The sequence below is a fragment of the Oceanobacillus sp. CF4.6 genome, from assembly GCF_051262635.1.
Lineage (GTDB): Bacteria > Bacillota > Bacilli > Bacillales > Amphibacillaceae > Oceanobacillus.
In genome coordinates this window covers 483,748-501,063 of the sequence record NZ_JBIMEX010000002.1, presented here as the reverse complement: position 1 = coordinate 501,063, position 17,316 = coordinate 483,748, and the positions used below count along the sequence as shown (strand labels likewise).

23 protein-coding genes are annotated in these 17,316 nt (G+C 39.8%); 6 read left to right on the top strand and 17 right to left on the bottom strand.

What is annotated here, in order from left to right:
• Positions 1-34: 34 nt before the first annotated feature.
• Complete coding sequence (locus tag ACHABU_RS06110; protein WP_435763365.1) at positions 35-355, bottom strand: hypothetical protein; 321 nt, start codon at positions 353-355, stop codon at positions 35-37.
• A gap of 177 nt (positions 356-532) precedes the next feature.
• On the opposite strand from ACHABU_RS06110, the gene purU reads away from it, so the two are divergent.
• On the top strand, positions 533-1,432 hold the full coding sequence (purU, locus tag ACHABU_RS06105; RefSeq protein ID WP_435763363.1) for a formyltetrahydrofolate deformylase: 900 nt from the start codon (positions 533-535) through the stop codon (positions 1,430-1,432).
• A 196-nt stretch (positions 1,433-1,628) separates the two neighbouring features.
• On the opposite strand, the gene ACHABU_RS06100 is transcribed toward purU, so the two are convergent.
• From ACHABU_RS06100 to gvpQ, 11 genes are all read right to left on the bottom strand, one after another.
• Positions 1,629-2,222 carry a YtxH domain-containing protein gene (locus ACHABU_RS06100; RefSeq protein WP_435763361.1) on the bottom strand — a complete coding sequence of 198 codons (594 nt, stop codon included), beginning with the start codon at positions 2,220-2,222 and terminating at the stop codon, positions 1,629-1,631.
• Positions 2,223-2,256: 34 nt separating this feature from the next.
• Positions 2,257-2,580 carry a gas vesicle protein GvpJ gene (gvpJ, locus tag ACHABU_RS06095; RefSeq protein WP_435763358.1) on the bottom strand — a complete coding sequence of 108 codons (324 nt, stop codon included), beginning with the start codon at positions 2,578-2,580 and terminating at the stop codon, positions 2,257-2,259.
• A 531-nt stretch (positions 2,581-3,111) separates the two neighbouring features.
• Positions 3,112-3,432, bottom strand: coding sequence for a gas vesicle protein K (locus ACHABU_RS06090; protein ID WP_087972787.1), 321 nt, complete (start codon positions 3,430-3,432; stop codon positions 3,112-3,114).
• Positions 3,422-3,682 (bottom strand): gas vesicle protein, encoded by a 261-nt coding sequence (locus ACHABU_RS06085; protein WP_435763356.1) that lies wholly within the window; start codon positions 3,680-3,682, stop codon positions 3,422-3,424. Before ACHABU_RS06085 ends, ACHABU_RS06090 begins: the two co-directional genes overlap by 11 nt.
• Positions 3,683-3,696: 14 nt before the next feature.
• A complete protein-coding gene (locus ACHABU_RS06080; RefSeq protein WP_435763353.1) occupies positions 3,697-4,497 on the bottom strand; it encodes a GvpL/GvpF family gas vesicle protein in 801 nt (266 codons plus the stop codon).
• 10 nt (positions 4,498-4,507) lie between these two features.
• The gene (locus tag ACHABU_RS06075) at positions 4,508-4,765 is read right to left on the bottom strand and encodes a gas vesicle protein GvpG (protein ID WP_435763351.1); all 258 of its coding nucleotides are present in this window, start codon (positions 4,763-4,765) and stop codon (positions 4,508-4,510) included.
• Positions 4,762-5,529 (bottom strand): GvpL/GvpF family gas vesicle protein, encoded by a 768-nt coding sequence (locus ACHABU_RS06070; protein ID WP_435763349.1) that lies wholly within the window; start codon positions 5,527-5,529, stop codon positions 4,762-4,764. Before ACHABU_RS06070 ends, ACHABU_RS06075 begins: the two co-directional genes overlap by 4 nt.
• A 5-nt stretch (positions 5,530-5,534) precedes the next feature.
• Positions 5,535-6,449 (bottom strand): gas vesicle protein GvpN, encoded by a 915-nt coding sequence (gene gvpN / locus ACHABU_RS06065; RefSeq protein ID WP_435763347.1) that lies wholly within the window; start codon positions 6,447-6,449, stop codon positions 5,535-5,537.
• 19 nt (positions 6,450-6,468) lie between these two features.
• Positions 6,469-6,735 (bottom strand): gas vesicle protein GvpO, encoded by a 267-nt coding sequence (gene gvpO / locus ACHABU_RS06060; RefSeq protein ID WP_435763345.1) that lies wholly within the window; start codon positions 6,733-6,735, stop codon positions 6,469-6,471.
• Positions 6,736-6,806: 71 nt separating this feature from the next.
• Entirely contained in the window at positions 6,807-7,082 is a 276-nt protein-coding gene (gene gvpA, locus ACHABU_RS06055) for a gas vesicle structural protein GvpA (protein WP_435763343.1), read from the bottom strand.
• A 54-nt stretch (positions 7,083-7,136) separates the two neighbouring features.
• Positions 7,137-7,700, bottom strand: coding sequence for a gas vesicle protein GvpQ (gene gvpQ / locus ACHABU_RS06050; RefSeq protein ID WP_435763341.1), 564 nt, complete (start codon positions 7,698-7,700; stop codon positions 7,137-7,139).
• A gap of 432 nt (positions 7,701-8,132) precedes the next feature.
• Between gvpQ and ACHABU_RS06045 the strand changes: the two genes are divergently transcribed.
• Positions 8,133-8,543, top strand: coding sequence for a CAT RNA binding domain-containing protein (locus ACHABU_RS06045; RefSeq protein ID WP_435763696.1), 411 nt, complete (start codon positions 8,133-8,135; stop codon positions 8,541-8,543).
• Here ACHABU_RS06045 and ACHABU_RS06040 read toward each other — a convergent pair.
• The 4 genes from ACHABU_RS06040 to ACHABU_RS06025 form a co-directional block, all read right to left on the bottom strand.
• Entirely contained in the window at positions 8,540-9,748 is a 1,209-nt protein-coding gene (locus ACHABU_RS06040; protein ID WP_435763338.1) for a CynX/NimT family MFS transporter, read from the bottom strand. The two genes, ACHABU_RS06045 and ACHABU_RS06040, sit on opposite strands and share 4 nt — an antisense overlap.
• Before the next feature lie 174 nt (positions 9,749-9,922).
• Positions 9,923-10,315, bottom strand: a complete 393-nt coding sequence (locus tag ACHABU_RS06035) for a helix-turn-helix domain-containing protein (RefSeq protein WP_435763694.1) — start codon at positions 10,313-10,315, stop codon at positions 9,923-9,925.
• Between the two features lie 357 nt (positions 10,316-10,672).
• On the bottom strand, positions 10,673-12,118 hold the full coding sequence (locus ACHABU_RS06030) for a dipeptidase (protein ID WP_435763336.1): 1,446 nt from the start codon (positions 12,116-12,118) through the stop codon (positions 10,673-10,675).
• A 287-nt stretch (positions 12,119-12,405) separates the two neighbouring features.
• Positions 12,406-13,839: a PLP-dependent aminotransferase family protein gene (locus ACHABU_RS06025; RefSeq protein WP_435763335.1), complete on the bottom strand. Its 1,434-nt coding sequence runs from the start codon at positions 13,837-13,839 to the stop codon at positions 12,406-12,408.
• A 132-nt stretch (positions 13,840-13,971) separates the two neighbouring features.
• Here ACHABU_RS06025 and pdxS point away from each other — a divergent pair, with 132 nt between their 5' ends.
• The 4 genes from pdxS (at position 13,972) to ACHABU_RS06005 (ending at position 16,887) form a co-directional block, all read left to right on the top strand.
• Positions 13,972-14,859: a pyridoxal 5'-phosphate synthase lyase subunit PdxS gene (gene pdxS, locus ACHABU_RS06020; protein ID WP_435763333.1), complete on the top strand. Its 888-nt coding sequence runs from the start codon at positions 13,972-13,974 to the stop codon at positions 14,857-14,859.
• Positions 14,860-14,948: 89 nt separating this feature from the next.
• Positions 14,949-15,539: a pyridoxal 5'-phosphate synthase glutaminase subunit PdxT gene (gene pdxT / locus ACHABU_RS06015; protein WP_435763692.1), complete on the top strand. Its 591-nt coding sequence runs from the start codon at positions 14,949-14,951 to the stop codon at positions 15,537-15,539.
• An 88-nt stretch (positions 15,540-15,627) separates the two neighbouring features.
• Entirely contained in the window at positions 15,628-15,819 is a 192-nt protein-coding gene (locus tag ACHABU_RS06010; RefSeq protein ID WP_379496040.1) for a CsbD family protein, read from the top strand.
• A gap of 168 nt (positions 15,820-15,987) precedes the next feature.
• Complete coding sequence (locus ACHABU_RS06005; RefSeq protein WP_435763331.1) at positions 15,988-16,887, top strand: sulfurtransferase; 900 nt, start codon at positions 15,988-15,990, stop codon at positions 16,885-16,887.
• 105 nt (positions 16,888-16,992) lie between these two features.
• On the opposite strand, the gene ACHABU_RS06000 is transcribed toward ACHABU_RS06005, so the two are convergent.
• The gene (locus tag ACHABU_RS06000; protein WP_435763329.1) at positions 16,993-17,253 is read right to left on the bottom strand and encodes a DUF3006 domain-containing protein; all 261 of its coding nucleotides are present in this window, start codon (positions 17,251-17,253) and stop codon (positions 16,993-16,995) included.
• Between the last annotated feature and the right edge of the window lie 63 nt (positions 17,254-17,316).

Here is a 17,316-nt window from a genome sequence, read left to right as displayed (position 1 = left end):
GGAGTGACAGGCACCGCATTAGTGGCGCACGTCATTAGTGGCAGATTTCCAGGTTGAAAGCTGCAATTTTTAATTGGGAAGAGATTGTTAACATCCAAAGGAAAAGTCCAAAGCCATGAATCACATACCAGCGTTGCATTTTTTTTCTGTATTTTAAGAGAAGTAATGCTGCAAGGGAAATAATCGTAGTCAAGATGGTTAGTCCTAGCATGGCAGTAAAAGTGGACGTCCAATAGAAATTATTAAATAGCGGTATGACACTTGTCGGTGTATAAAAAACGGTTAAATAATAAATCCCTATAATCCATGAAATAAACATAAAACCGAATACAATATATGGTGTATATTTCTTCAATGGTCTGTGTCCCCCTTTTTTATAAACTTAATTCATAGTATTTTGATTGGTTTATTTCATTTTATGCAGTACTCCGGCTTTTGTCAATACCAAATAGGATAAAAACAGCCGGATTGCTTGACCCGTTCCGTAGAGTAGCCTAAAGTATAATAAAAACAAAAAATGAGGTATACAATCATGAACAGCTATTCAGAAGGAAAAATAAAAGCTTATCAAGATAAAAATGAGAACCGGGCGCGTTTTCTGATTAAGTGTCCTGATCAACCAGGAATTGTTGCCGCGGTATCCAAGTTTCTCTATGACCACGAGGCAAATATTGTAGCATCAGACCAATATACGATCGACCCCGAGGGCGGAGAATTTTTTATACGAATTGAGTTTGAATGCCCAGATTTATTAGGTAGGGCAGAGAAGCTGGAGGAGAGCTTTCTTCCACTCGCAGAAAAATTTCAAATGAACTGGAAAATCATGTATGTGAGCGAACTTAAAAACATAGCGATATTTGTTTCAAAAGAGCCTCATTGCCTGCTGGAGCTTCTATGGGAATGGCAAAGCGGCGATTTGATGGCCAATATTGCACTTGTAATCAGTAATCATGAAACAGCCCGTGAAATGGTGGAGTCACTTGGCATTCCATTTTATTACATACCGGCAAATAAAGAAATACGCAGCCAGGTAGAACAACAGCAGAAAGAGCTACTTGGACAATATGATGTTGACCTTATTGTACTGGCCCGCTATATGCAAATTCTCACAAATGATTTTGTAAAGGGGTACGAGAACAGAATTATCAATATTCATCATTCCTTCCTGCCAGCATTTATTGGTGCAAAGCCATATGAGCGTGCATACCAGCGTGGGGTGAAAATGATCGGCGCAACTTCTCATTATGTGACAAGTGATTTGGATGAGGGACCAATCATTGAGCAAAATATCGGCAGGGTCGATCATCGGGATAATGAGGAAGGTATGAAGAAAATCGGGCAGTCGATTGAGCGTAGCGTACTGGCGAGGGCTGTGAAATGGCATTTGGATGATCGTATTATTGTCCAGCGGAATAAAACAATTGTGTTTTAGAAATGGTTTGAACGTATTTCTCTTATAAATATATGAAAAGCCATATAAAAAGGCTGTTAGATTGATAGAATATCTCTCCTATCTTAATCTAACAGCTTTTAATTACTATTCGACATATTTCAACAAAAACCGGGGAGTGACAGGCACTGTTCGGTTTTTTTGGTTGTGTTGTTGGGTTGGTTTTCAACAGTTTGCTTTATTTGGCGGATGTTGCTTTTGTTTTAGCACTTGAGCTGCTTCTTGCGCTTGTACGTCTATTTGTTGTTGGTTTTCTTTTGGTGGTTGGTCTTGATTTGGGCGCTGCTTTTGTTTGCGGTTTCGGTGATGATTCGTTTTCGGCAGATTGATTTACTTTATCTTCCTGATTGTTTCCCATTGCGTCTTTCATATTATTTGATTGTAATTGGGATCCATCTTCTGTATCTTCTTCATTTTTTTCTTCATCGTTCATTTTTTTCCGGTTGGTAATTTTGTTTGTGAGTTCTTTCGTTTTATCTGTAGCGTTCGTTTTAATTGAAGTATATTTCTCTACAGTTGAATCGCTAAGCTCCTTCGATTTATTTACAGCTGTATCCTTTGCATTGCCTACTTGATACGTTATATCTCCACGCAGTTCCTTTCCGGATTTAGGGGCAAAGAACATCGTCGTAGCTACACCAAGTGCCCATCCGATAGCGCCACCTCTAATTATATCCTTTTTGGTATATACTTTATCCAGTACTTCTACATTTTCTTGTGCATTTTGATTTTCATGGTTATTTTGCATCTCCTGGTTGTTTTGTTCAGTCATTACATATTCCTCCTTGAAAAGTCATTATTTATGATTAGCGGCCGTTTCCAGCCAGTTTTTCTTCCAATTTTTCCAGTCGTTTTTGTAGCTGTTGATTCTCTTCTTTCAGCTTATCCTGTTCCTGTATTGCGGCTTGAGAGTTTAGGAAGGGATCTGTTTCCCACCAATCCATCCCGATTTCTTTTGCTTTATCAACGGATGCAACAATGAGTCTTATTTTGATTGATAATAACTCTATATCGGCAATACCTACGCGAATATCACCAGCAATAACGACACCTTTATCCAGAACAGTTTCAAGAACATCAACCAAACTACTTGATTGGTTAGTTGTTTGAGGCGCATTCCCTTGATTCATTTCAGATTGACCTCCTTTACAGTAAAGCGTTGTTCCATTTCTTAGTTTGTTTTCAAGACTTTTCCACAAAAAATTTATAAAATGCGAAGTAACTTTAGATTTAATTCCAAGACATGCGCTTATCTCGCCGTCCGGGATCGCTCTGGGCGGGTGCTTTCCGCGGGCACGGCCTCAGCCCCGAAGAGAAAACCACTCTTCTGGTCTTCGGACACGTGCTTTTCCCGCAGGAGTCACCGCCCTCCGCTCACCCGGAGTGGTGAAGCTGTAAGATGCTATTCTAGCTATTGCAATTCTAGTAATTGTCAGCAACCTCCTAACTAGCTCTGGGAAATATACGAAGACTCCTACGGGAGGAAAGGCATAGGTGAGACTCTGAAATGCGTTAGCATGAAGAGGCTCACCAGCCGCCCGCGGAAAGCGAAGTATATTTCCTAGAGCGGCCGCCGAAGTTTCTAATCTAAGTTTCGCAGTTATCTCGGGCAGTTGTTGTTTGGGTTATAAAGCTACAAACAAAACATTAAATAGCCTAAACTAGAGTAAATTACCTAATGGTCCTAGATCAATGTTCAAATCATCATCGTCCAGGTTAAAGATTTCTTTCAACTCATCCATCTTCACATCTAAATTCATCAGTGCGACACCGAGTTTTTCAATTTCTTCTTCGGTTAAATTACCGCCGTCGACTCTCCGGATTGCTTGTCGTTCAACCAGTTGTCTTAATAGCTCGATGACAGTTAGGACAAGTTGGGCAAGACCTTCTTCCGCACCTTCAGGGTCAAGCTGTATGCGACCACTTTTTTCGGGTTGCCGGTCAAGACTTGCAAGCGACTGGGGCTGATTATTAAGATTGATTGATGACACGATCCAATTCCTCCTTCTCTTGATCTAACTGCTTCGATGATAATTTTGCAGCAGATTCCTTATTCGATTCAATCAGTGTTTCAACGGAGGAGATGAGTACCCGTAAATCGAGATAGACTAAATCAATTCCGGCAATGGAGATGATGAGATCTCCTTTAAGTGCCACCCCTTTATCGAGTACAACATCGAGAATATCTATCAGACCAACATCTTTGTTATCAAATTCACTTCTTTGTGACATGGGTATCCTCCATATTAACTAATCTTTGCAAAATGGTAGGACGGCCATGGACCGGTAACTTCCATGTGCCAGCCAGCATCTTCCCATTTTTTTTGTTTTTCTTTAATAGCGGATAGAAAATGATCGACTGTCGATTTTTCCAGCAAATAAACACTGTTCCAGCACATCTCATCCGTCCGTCCAGTCACATCTTTATTCCAATTCTTTTTCACTTCTGTATCGACGCTAAAAGCAGCCAGATCTCCATGAATTTTCTCGGAAAAGGCTTGTTTTTCTTTTTCTACTTCCTGATCGATTAATTGATCCAGTCTTCTTTTTTCTAAATATTGCCTTCCTGGTGACATTGCAGCAATTTCTACTTTCTTCGCCTCAATCGTTTCGTTATCTTCTGCTACACTTTCTTTTACTTTGTCTGCTTCACAATATATTTTTAAAATCCATTCTTCCTTGTCTGAAATGTTTTCAAGAAGTTCCATCATATGCTGTTTATGCTGATTGATTGTGTTTTTCAGACTCTCGAAACTTTCATAAATGGTACAGAACTTCATTGGAATAATTGGATAGTTTTCATATAGTTTCATCAATACTTCATGATGGTGAAATGCATGTTGGTGAAGCCACTTCGCATCGTTCGTTTTTTTCTCCAATTCCCTTTCACCGTATTCTTCTGGGTCCAACTCGCAAACGACCGCATCAATTTCATCAAAAGATAAACTAAATACGTTTGACTCCCCATCAAGGCCTTTAAGAGGGGGAAGAGGTTGATTATTAGCTGCTGCAGGTATAATACCGTATAAATATATTAGTTTTTCCATGATAGATTCCTCACCTTTTGCCTTTGGTAAATTCATTGATTTGTTCCATTTCCAATCTTTTAGCTATATCATACCGGGTTAACAGTTCTGTTTCCGATTTTTTGTAGGATTCCTCATCGATTTCTTCCAGTTCATACATCATTTGCAGATGGATTAACTTTTTTTGGATATGCTCCAGATCATAAAATTCCTTTTCCACTTCTTCTTGTACTTTTTCCCCGATTTTTACCATTAAGTTTATAGGAGAAGTGAAGAGTTTTTGGATCATGTGGAGGGCTCCTCTACTTTCAATCTAATATTGATAAAATTATATGCTGGCCATGGACCTGTATATTTAAAGTCCACTTTATCCAGCCAGCTGTCATGGAGTGCATTTACCATTTCATCGAATTCCGCTTCTTTATCCCGGTCAATTAAATAGGCAGCATTTAAAAGCATTTTCTCTCCAATAGGATCATTGAGCTGAGATGCTTCTGCCAGTGGAATTAGAGGCTCATGGATCTCTGACTTGATATCACTTTGCAGCTCTTGGAAAAAGTTTTTGGCCATCTCACCAAGCTGGATTCGGTCAAAATAGCCTGCTGCTTCTGATTTGGAATGCACGACCTGTTTTTTCTTCATTACTTGATCGTTTTGGCTAATATTTTTTTCGAGCCAATCTTTTTTACCGACTACTTTTAAGCCGACCTCAATTTTCCCTTTAATTTGTGGAAATATCTTTTCCAACTGGGGATAGAGGCTTTCAGCGAGTGCAATGACATCTGCTTCGCTATGGAACATATTCCCGAAACTGATTGGTATAACCGTATCCATTTCACTCATGACGGTTGAAAGTACTTGCTGATGCATCATCAGATTATCCTTACTTGGATGATAGATTTTCATCGGTACTTTAGTGACGACCATTGCAGCATCTTTGTAATGAACCGTATATATTTCCCTTTCCTGTCCTTCAAAATGAATCGTGCCAAAGGACGGACTTTCTTCTGTTTGTATTCCGCAAAACACATAAATGCCTTGTTCTTCACTCATTGTATTCACTCCAATGTAATTTTTTTGCTTTCTTGTTCTAGTTGTCTTTTGACGCGGTGTTTATGCTTATCTTCAACACATGCCTGAAGGGGAAACCAAGTTATATCAAAACATAATTGGTTAAATTCCTCATTTGAACCGTCAACCGGAATGTCGTAGCGTTTTACCATATCAGCAATCATAATGGACGCTCTCAGCGATGGACCTTGAAAGTCGTGACTTGAATGACAAAGCTTACGAATTCGCATCATGAACTGTACGATTGCTTCTGCTTTTTCTCTTTCAATGGATGTTTTATTGATAACGGCAGTAATTTCCGCTTCCTGTTCCAGTGATCCAAGCGTCATTGTAACCATCCGATCCAATAATGCATCCTGTGTTTCGTAAACACCGGCATATTCCACTGGGTTACTCGTGAAAATAACCGAAAAATCAGGGTGGACCTTTATAAACGATTTATTTTGCTTCATTCCATATAGAGGCAAAATCCTTTCTTCCAAAATCGGTAAAAATATATTGTTTGCCTCTGGCTGGGAACGTGTAAACTCATCATAGACAAGGGTGTAACCTTTTTTTACCGCTTCAAGCAGCCGTCCATCCGACCAGGATTCTTTAACGTTTTCCTCAATCTTATGAACACTTCTTACATAATTATCCTTTAGTTTCTGACGTTTATAGCCTGAGAAAGCGCCAATCAGATCCTCTGTGGAAAGATCTTTATTTCCATTAATCAGCATCACGGGTCTTTCTCTTTTTTTAGCAATATGAAGGGCAAGGGTTGTTTTCCCGATCCCGGATGGGCCGGTGAAATGAATTGGATAGCCAGTTTCAAGGTATCGCAATGACCGTTTAATCATTCTTTTGTAATAGGATGATTGTTTATATAGGCTTGTTTGGTTCTCATCTGTGTTCCCGGTCATGTCTGATTCTCCTGTCCATCTACGCCTGCTCCTCTAGATCGCTCCGAAACCTTAGGCTGATTCTCGAAAATCCAGTTACTTCTGAATCATTATCAAGAAAAACTTCATATAGGCCGATCATTTGGTCATGTGCATATTTTTTCATATAGTCCTTTTCTTCTATTACTTCAACTAAAGCTCTCCAGTCGCTTTCACCATTTTCATTGTGCTTTTTCACCGAAATAATTTTATGGGGAGGGGCAATATTTTCATTGAAAAAGCTTTTGATTTCCTCCATGATTTTCATATTGGTTCACTTCCTTTATTGCTTTTGATAAGTATGGAAGGAGCCAGGATCATGACTCCTTACCCGTAATATTAAGCTTTTTCCTCATCGTATTCCAAACTATCTGAGCGGGCAGATAAGCGGTCGGACAAGCCATCTTCCTCAAAATCGTCCTGTAATAAGCCAACAGCTTCTGCGTATCGTAACCATGTGTCAACACTGGCAATTACGACGCGGGCTTCAACGGTAATCAATTCGATTCCTACAACGGAAACCCTCACGAATGCATCAATGACAATTCCTTTATCTAGTATTCTGTCTATTACCTCCGCTAAACTTGAACCATCTGTAGACTTTTGAATAGGCATGTAAACATGCTCCTTTCTAGTTGTGAAAATTTATATAAAATATTTTTAATACATTTAATCTGAATGATGCTTTATATTTCTCGGACCTTTTATTTTCGTAGAGCTTTTTATAGAAGTAACACTTTTGATATGACTTGCACCTTTAATCTGATTCACACCAGGCACTCCGGTATCTGAGCTTGTCCTTTCTTTCATATTACTCTGGAATTCCTGACCGGTTTCCTTTGCACCCTGGACATTATCCTTCACTTGTAGCAAGGCACTTTGCATTCTATCTTCTATTTTTTTTGCATTAGCATGAACCTTTTCTGCATTTTCATCTTTCTTTTGCTGGAACTTTTCGGCGGCTTCATTCGCTTTGGATTGAATACCTTCTGTCAATTTATTGCGGAATTGCGCAGCCATTTCTTCTTTAATTTCCTTTTCTGCAACCTCTTTTAATTCAGTAGGGTCATCGGCTTCCTTGATTACATGTTTCACTTTTGGCATCGCATATTTAATCCCTTTGCGTACCTTTGGAAATAGTAATGGTGCAGTGGAAGCTAAAAATGTAATTCCTCCGGCCATGACAGATGCCGTTACTCCAGGATGATTCATCATCTTTTTGGTTGCTCCCATAGGTAACCTCCTTTTGAGTGGTTGCCAAATTGTTCTCTGACCCTTTTCTAATGATTACCCTGCCGAAATTTTTAACAAACTGGTTAATTTAACCTGTAATGGCTAATTATGAAAGATTCAGATAGATTGTTACAAAGAGAAAAGAATAGACTGTGTCGGGGTGTGGGTTTGAGTGAGTGGTGTTACAAACATTACAATTATATTAATCTTAAAAACAAACCATAAACTTTACATCGGACAATGAAAAAGAGAAATAGATCAATGATATAACCGTGGAACCAACCACAAAACCGAACCAGACTGTCACTCTGCAAAATGACAATTCTCGACAAAAACCGTGGAGTGACAGGCACTTCGGTTGAAAGGTGTTTTTAAATTTGTGTGTTGGTGATATAATGTTGCTCATACGGTGCTTAGGGGGTGGGGAATGTGATGGATACATTTTCGGTTAAAAAAGTATTAAACAACAATGTGTTGATTGCAATGGATATAAAGGGTCAGGAAGTAGTGCTCATCGGTAAGGGTATTGGTTTTAATACGAAAAAAAATGACCCTATCGCAAAAGAAACCGTTGAAAAATTATTCGCGCTCCATGATGAAAAAGAACAAGAGAATTATAAAAAACTATTACAGGAGATTGATGAAGAAACGCTGAATGCGTTCGTCTCATCGATTGAAATTATAAAAAAGAGATCCAAATCCATACTAAATGAAAATGTACATGTTGCACTAACCGACCATATTGTGTTTGCGATTAATCGCCTGCTAAAAGGAATGGCAATCCGGAATCCATTTTTGTCCGAAACGAAAGCGCTTTATCCTGGTGAATATGAAATCGCTTAACCCAGAACATATTTATTTCGCCCAGCTCCCATACCAAAGAGGAAAACGAGAATGGACACAAACATTATCATAATGAGTGGTACAGTCCATGCATTCGTTAAATCGTATAAGTAACCAATGATAATTGGCCCAATTGCAGCAAGTAAATAACCAATAGACTGTGCCATACCAGAAAGTTCGGCAGCTTGTTTAGGAGTTTTCGCCCGCATTCCGAGAAACGTAAGAGCTAAAGAAAACGAACCAGCCAGCGCTACACCAATCAATAGAATGCTAATCAACATGACGGCATAGGAGGTGCCTAACAGCAACCCACCATATCCGAGAAAGCTGGATAGTGTTAAAACGAAAACGATTCCACGCTGTGACTTAAATTTTTCCGCAATCATAGGCACGAGGAAACTTGCGGGAAGACCAATGATTTGCGTAAACGAGAGCATCCAACCTGCAGTTGCCATACTCAAACCTGAATCATGAAGAATAGCCGGGAGCCATGAAATTGTTACATAAAACAAAAATGACTGGAAACCCATAAAAGCAGCTACTTGCCAGGCGAGAGGTGAACGCCAAATTTGGTTATCAGCCGATTGAATAAATTTTATTTCCGTTTGATTTTTCTTACGTTCTTTTCTGGAAAGGTAGCTCCAAACAATAATCCCTATCGTTACAGGGATGGTCCAAAGTAGTAAAGCGACCTGCCATCCACCATTCATGCCGTTTGCCAAAGGAACACTTAATCCCGAAGCAGTAGCAGCTAAAATCCCCATTGATGTGGAGTATACACTTGTCATCAGCCCAACTTTATTAGGAAACTTATCTTTAATGATACCCGGTAAAAGGACATTTAAAATAGCAATCCCTAATCCGACAAGCAAAGTACCCATAAAAAGGAGAAAGATTATTGAAATTGACCTTACACTGATTCCAATGAACAATAGAATGAGGCCGATTAACATACTTCGTTCATTTGTAAAACGATTAGCAAGGCGTGGTGCCATCGGAGACATAATTGCAAAAGCGATAAGTGGCAAACTCGTAAGTAACCCTGCACTCCAACTGGAAAGTCCAATATCATCCCGAATGATACCGATAATCGGTCCAATAGATGTAATTGCTGGGCGTAAATTAAACGCAATAATAATAATCCCAGTTGTTAATAAAAAGTAATATAATCGTTTTGATTGCTGTGATTGAGATTGTAAATCCATACTAGTAACTCCTTCCCCATTCATTTTATAATTTCGTTTATTCTCTGTCACTTTTTAGAAATGAATGAGTGCCTGTCACTTCCCGAATTATGTCGACTGAATAGCCCTGCATAATAATAAAGCACCAGTGGCATCGCGTTCGGCCACTGGTGCTTTTATAGTTTGTATTAGTTTCTAATCCCTCAATGAAGCTCTATGGACAATCCATTCAAAATGATTGGTAATTTCTCTGAGATCTTTCTCATCCAGCTTAGCCCATTTTTCAAGCTGCAAAAAGTAGGGTTCTTCTATTCCTGCATTTTTAAAATAGTTTATAAGTTGTTCTATTTTCGCCACATTAGGATTGTCGGAAGTACGGTTATCGCTTTTCTCACCCTGTATCAAATAGTCAATATCGACGTGGTAAATTTCTGCCAATTCCATAATCGTTTCAAGGGCAGGTCTTCTTTCTTCTCTTTCGTATTGCCCATATGTATTATCATGAAAACCGAGCTTGGAGCTTATTTCTTTTTTGGAATATCCGTGTTTTTCTCTCAAGTTTTCCAAGCGTCTGCCGAAGCCGTCCATCAAATAAATCGCCCCCCCATTTGAGGGAAAATCTATCATAAATGGGTTGAAGTTTATTGAAATAACTCAATATGTGTATTAAATAATAAAACACTCTAAATGTGTTATTAAATAAACATAACAAATCTTTAAATTATTTAGAAACAAAAGTATAATAGTCCTAGGAAATAAGAACTGAAAAATAGAGCGGGCGAAATTTGTTTAAAAATAAAAGTTAAACTTTTGAGTAGATTTTTCAGGCAAAACGAGAAACATGATTATGCTTAGTACATATTTGGAGGAGTCAGTTAAAAATCGCATCCGAGTGACAAAAGCCACCCATGTTGCACTGGAACTCCCGGATTTTCGAACGATCAATCAATTATCGATATAAAAAATTCTCGTTTCTCTATGAATTTCATTATTATCATTAGCAACTTCAAAGGTTACAACGTGAAATTTTTCCTGTAATGGTTCTTTCACTTCCAGTGTAATTGTCGATGATTTTGAATTGTAAACAGGCTCATATGGTATGCCATCGACGATTACTCTAAGCTTATTCTTATTTATCTCCGATGTATCACTGACTTCTATATTTGCTGAAAGAATTGGAGTCGTACTGTTTATAATCTCCCCCATTTCAAATGTCGGGTTAATTTTTAAGTTTGCACCGGCACCGCTATTATACGGGCTGATCTTAGCAGCCTCCTCAACATCCATTAAAAGTCGAAGAGTGTTCTCCCCGAGCAGCTTTTCGACTTCTTCATTAGAGTAACCTCTGTTTATAAGCTCATCGGTAATTTTATATAAGTCCGTCGCGTCATGAATATCCTTAGGCATGTCAGACCCATCAAAATCGGAACCAATAGCTACATGATCGATGCCAATGAGATTTACGGCGTAGTCTATGTGATCAACAACGTCTGTAACATAGGCTTCAGGTTCATCCGTCAAAAATACTGGATAAAAGACAATACCGACAATACCACCGTTTTTAGAGAGTGCGATCAACTGCTCGTCGTTAAGATTACGTTGGTGGTTTTTCAATGTATTGACACCAGAATGGGTCGCCATAATTGGGGCCTCCGTTACTTCAAGTACATCCCAAAAGGTACCTTCAGACATATGGGATACATCAATTACCATCCCCATTTTATTCATTTCCTTCACTACTTCTGCTCCTAGCGAGGTCAGCCCTCCCTGTGAGGGTGTTTTTGCAGGATCACCATAAACACGATCAGCCCCTTCGCCAAGTGCGTTTGAGTAATTCCAGTTAAAGCCGATAGCTTTTACACCAAGGTCATCATACTGGTGGAGCAGTTCAATGGCGTTATGTTCCTCAAGCGAATAGGCACCTTCAATCGTCGGGATAGCTGCAATTTTTCCACTGTTTATTGTTTTCATTATTTCCATTGATGTCGAAGCAATCTGAAACTGATTATGATTGTTTTGTTCTGTCCAATAAAGTGCATTTAATAAAGCAAGGGTGCGGCTAATATTTCGCGGATTATTTCCGTAATAATCCGTTGTATAAGCAGCGAAAAATGCAGCATCCAATCCGCCTTCTTGAAGCTTGGGAATATCGATATGTAAGGATGTATCTTTACCAATATCCGTTTCGGGAAGCCATGTGTCTTCGTTAATGATATTCATCATGGTGTCTACGTGCGCATCAACGATTATTGATGAAGCATGGATGTCTTCGGCGCTTTTTTCTTGCTGCAGCGTCGGGTTTAAAGTGGATATCAACTTGTCTATCGCTGGCATTGGATTCGTTAAGTTAAGAAAAAGAATAACGATAAGCCATAAAAGTGTCAAAGGCAAACAAACCCTCCTTTACTGCGTGTGATTAGTAACTCGAAAAAGTGCCTGTCACTCCCCGTTTTTTGTCGAATTATGTTTGTTTGGATTTCCGGGTAAAATGGGAGTGTATTATGCACCAGACAAATGACATTGCAGATATAGACGCAAAATCAGCAATGTTTTATTAGATTTCGGTACACAGAAATTGTACAAGTAAAAGGTGATTAGGGCAATAAATATATAAACAAACCGACTTCATACTAGATAAATCCCTTCCCAATTGTTTACTCTTTCTCCATACAACTCCCCTACACATTTTTCGACAAATTTCGGGGAGTGACAGGCACCCATATGTTGAGGAGGCTGGTTATGGCTTTTGCTAGGTTTTCCTCTGGGATGCCGGCAAAGCCGAGAATGATTTTTGGCGGATTTTCGTAATTTTTCCCTAAAGAGTAACCAGAAAGGGGGTAGACCTTAATGCCAGCATCTAACGCTTGCTTCACAAGTTCCTCTTCGCTCATGCCATTTTTTACAGAAAGCACAATATGCAGACCGGATCGCTCCCCAATCACGGACACTGTACCCTCATATGGCTTTAACATATCAATAATTTTCTCCAGTTTCCGTCGGTAGATCTTCCGCATGCGGTTTAAATGCCTCTCAAAGTCACCCTCTTTCATAAATTGAGCAAGGATGTGCTGGTCAATTCGTGAAACGGAAGAATGATAGAAGGATAGTTCATCTTTATATCGCTCTAACAACGGCTTAGGCAAAACCATATAACTAATGCGCAATGATGGAATAAGTGATTTGGAGAAGGATCCCAAATAGATTACCTTTCCCTTTTTGTCCAAGCTTTTCAATGAAGGAATGGATTTCCCACTGTATCGGAATTCACTATCATAGTCATCCTCTATAATGTAACGGTTCTTTTCCTCAGAAGCCCAGTTCAAAAGCTGTGTCCGCCGATTAACCGAAAGCACGGTTCCGTATGGGAAATGATGTGATGGGGTCACGTAAACGACATTCGGGTTTGATTTTTCAATTGGCTCGACCTGAATCCCTTCCTCGTCAACTTCAAGTGGGTAAACTTCATTCGGAAAGCTTTTCAGAATACGTAAAATCAAATGATATCCGGGATCCTCGACACCGTATACCGTATTTTTTTCAAATAAAAGCAGAAGCTGCTGTAATAAAACTTCTACTCCTGCTCCAACAATAATGTCCTCCGGGGAGCATTGAATTCCTCTGGCATGGTACAAATAGTGGGAAATTTCCTGGCGGAGTTCGAATTCCCCCCGCGCATCGCCTAGTAAAAGCAAGGAATGATTCTGTTTGTCGATTGTGTTTTTCGCATACTTACGCCACTGTGCAAATGGGAAATTTTCAGTATCAACCCAGCTTGGATGGAAATTGTACTTAACCTTTGAATGTTCTTCTTCACCAGGATCAAGTTTCGGATCTGCATCAGCAGGCTGCACGTATTCCAGATCTCCACTTGCCATGATGAAATAGCCTTTGCGTGGCAATGATTCCAAATAGCCTTCTGCCATGAGCTGATCGTATGCAGTCTCGACCGTGTTTTGGCTGATGCTGAGAAATTCAGCCAGTTTGCGTTTGGATGGCAGCTTGGACCCGTATGGCAACCGACCTTCCGTTATTTCATTTTTTATATAAATATACAACTGCTCGTATAGGGGTATTTCTTTATCGCGGTTTAAATGACAGGATAGCATTTCCATTTATATTGCTCCTTTTTAAACTGACCTTGTTATTTTTTAGAAAACTGACACTTTTAATAGGTTCACATACTTTTTATAATATAGGATATATTAGAAGATTACAAACTGAATTTTTTGGGATGGAGTGGAAATATGGAAAAATTAGTAGGTAGTGAAACAGTAAAAAGAGGAATGGCACAAATGCAAAAGGGTGGCGTCATTATGGATGTCATTAATGCAGAGCAGGCAAAAATTGCGGAGGCATCAGGTGCAGTAGCTGTAATGGCATTGGAACGCGTACCATCTGATATTCGTGCGGCTGGTGGCGTAGCAAGAATGGCAGATCCACGAATTGTGGAGGAAGTGATCAACGCGGTATCTATTCCTGTAATGGCAAAGGCACGGATTGGGCATGTGGTGGAAGCTCGCGTGTTAGAAGCGATGGGTGTCGATTATATTGATGAAAGTGAAGTGTTAACCCCAGCAGATGAGGAATTTCATATTTTGAAAAGTGCATACACCGTTCCATTCGTTTGCGGATGCCGTGATTTAGGTGAAGCTGCCAGACGTATTGGTGAAGGTGCTGCAATGCTTCGTACAAAAGGGGAGCCAGGTACAGGAAATATTGTCGAGGCAGTTCGTCATATGCGTAAAGTTCGAGCACAGGTTCGAAAAGTTGTGCATATGAACGACGATGAATTGATGACCGAAGCAAAATTATTGGGTGCTCCATATGACGTACTATTACAGATTAGAGCAGAAGGGAAACTCCCTGTCGTTAACTTTGCTGCCGGTGGTGTCGCTACGCCAGCGGATGCTGCTTTAATGATGGAACTTGGCGCGGATGGTGTTTTCGTAGGGTCAGGAGTCTTCAAATCGGAAAACCCGGAAAAATTCGCCAATGCAATTGTTCAGGCAACGACTTATTATAATGACTATGAATTAATTGGAAAACTATCAAAAGAACTTGGTAGCGCCATGAAAGGAATCGACATCTCCAAACTACCTGCAGAAGAAAGAATGCAAGAACGCGGCTGGTAGGAAGAGGCAGTGCCTGTCACTTCCCGAATTTTGTCGAATAGAAATGGATAGTTAATGAGGGGGCCTGAGCGCGTATGGGTGAAGGAGTCATGACGATTGGCGTACTAGGGCTTCAAGGTGCGGTGGAGGAACACTTAAAGCATATTGAAGCACTTGGTTTCCGAGGAGTCAGTGTGAAGAAAACGGAGCAGTTAAATGAAATTAACGGGTTGATTATCCCTGGTGGGGAAAGTACGGCAATTAAAAACCTTATTATCAGATATGGTTTTCTAGGAGCCTTAAAGAGTTTTTCGCAAGCAGGTAAACCAATCCTTGGAACATGCGCCGGAATGGTACTACTAGCTAAGGAAATTGTCGACGCAGAGGAAACTCATCTAGATTTAATGGATATTAAAGTGAGACGTAATGCATTTGGACGGCAACGTGACAGCTTTGAAGCGGATTTAGAAGTGAAAGGCATAGAGGGTGCGTTTCCATCCGTGTTTATTCGTGCGCCGTACATTGAATCTGTTGCTGATCATGTGGAAGTATTAGCTACTTTTGATGGGAAAATTGTAGCAGCACGCCAAAAAAATCTAATCGTATCGTCGTTCCACCCTGAACTGACAACTGATACGAGGTTTATAAAGTTATTCACGGAAATGGTAACTTCTTCTTTTGCGTTGCCTGTTACTCACTGAAGGTTCACTTTAGCGAAGCAGAAGTGCCATGTTTGATATTTTCCCCAGCAGGGTAATTATATAGTATCTACAAGTTGGAGGGATTTAAATGTCAGACAACGGATTTAAAGACAAAGCAAAAGGTGTAGGTAACAAAATTAAAGGTGAAGCAAAAGATCAATGGGGTTCTGCAACCAATGATTCGAATAAAAAAGCAGATGGTAAGCTTGATAAGGTGAAAGGTGAAGTACAAGATAGTGTAGGAGATACTAAGAATAAGGATAAGAATAATAAATATTAGGATGGGTAAAATATAAAGCCACTGGAAAAGATCCGGTGGCTTCTTCTATCTGTCGACATATTTTGACAAAATCCGGGGAGTGACAGCCACCTTAGTCTGTTAATCTAATGGTAAATCAGATAAAATTGATATGAATTATTTAGTTTAGAATCTGAGGAGGAATATGTGATGAGTAAAATCCCTTTAATTGTAAGTACGGAATGGTTAGCGGAAAGACAAGAAGATCCTAAGTTAAGGTTGTTGGACGCTACAACATTCTTAAAACAACCTGCTGAAGGTGGATATTACGATGTTTGGTCGGGAAAAGAAGCATACGAGAAAGGTCATATTCCCGGTGCCGTTTTTGCTGACTTACTTGGGGAACTTTCTGATCCGGATGCAGAATTTAAATTCACTGTGCCATCAAGAGAGAGATTTGTAACTAAGATTAGTGAGCTTGGTGTTGGCGATGACACATATGTGGTAGTTTATGATCAAGGCTATGCCGTGGCAGGAGCTCCTGTTATCGCATCTGATTGGGCTTCACGTCTTGCATGGCAATTGCGCTACGAAGGTTTTGACAATGTAGCAGTACTTGACGGCGGATTTCCTAAGTGGCAGGAAGAAGGGCGTCCTGTTACAACAGAGCCGGGCTCCTATCCTACAGCAACATTCTCGGGTGAGCGTCGTCCAGAACTTTTAGCAACAAAAGAAGATGTGAAAAATGCATTGAACGATGAAAATGTACTTTTGCTAAATAGCTTAACTGAAGCTGACTTTAAAGGAGAATCAGATACGTATGCTCGAAGTGGACATATTCCAGGTAGTGTAAATGTATTCTTTGGAGAACTTTCTGATATGAAAACGAAAGAACTTTATGACGAAGAAAAGTTACGTAAAAAGTTTGATGAAGTAGGTGCACTTGATCCAAGTAAAAAGGTTATTACTTATTGCGGAAGTGGAATTGCGGCAACATGGAATGCCCTCGTTTTAAATAAACTTGGCCAAAATAATGTAGCAATGTATGATGGCTCCATGACCGAATGGGCTGCAGATCCTTCATTACCATTGGACAAGGTTGAAAAATAAGGATGTATGTATAAAAAGGTTAGCTAGGATTTGTGGTTTACCACATTCCAAAGCTAACCTTTTTTTCTCGACAATATTCGCCAAAAATCGGGGAGTGACAGGCACCTATTTTTTTCCGAACTTGCTTCCACTGCTTTTGGCTCTGAGTTTTGCCATCAAGTCAGATGATGTCTCAGCACGGGCCTGGGTTTCGGCAGTATTAACCCTTAGTATTTTATAGTCGCCGTTGTTCTCTTCCATTAGGAAAACAGTGTTCACTTTGCTGCCTGTGGGTAATTTGCTTTTTTCAACAATGAACTCTGCTTTATGTTCTTCTATTAAAATAACAGCTTTGTCACCTTCGAACCGATCAAGAATTCCTTCCATTTTTACGCCTCCTCCTTACACAATGTATCTTAACTTGCAGTAAGCCCTCAACTCGCTTTAAGA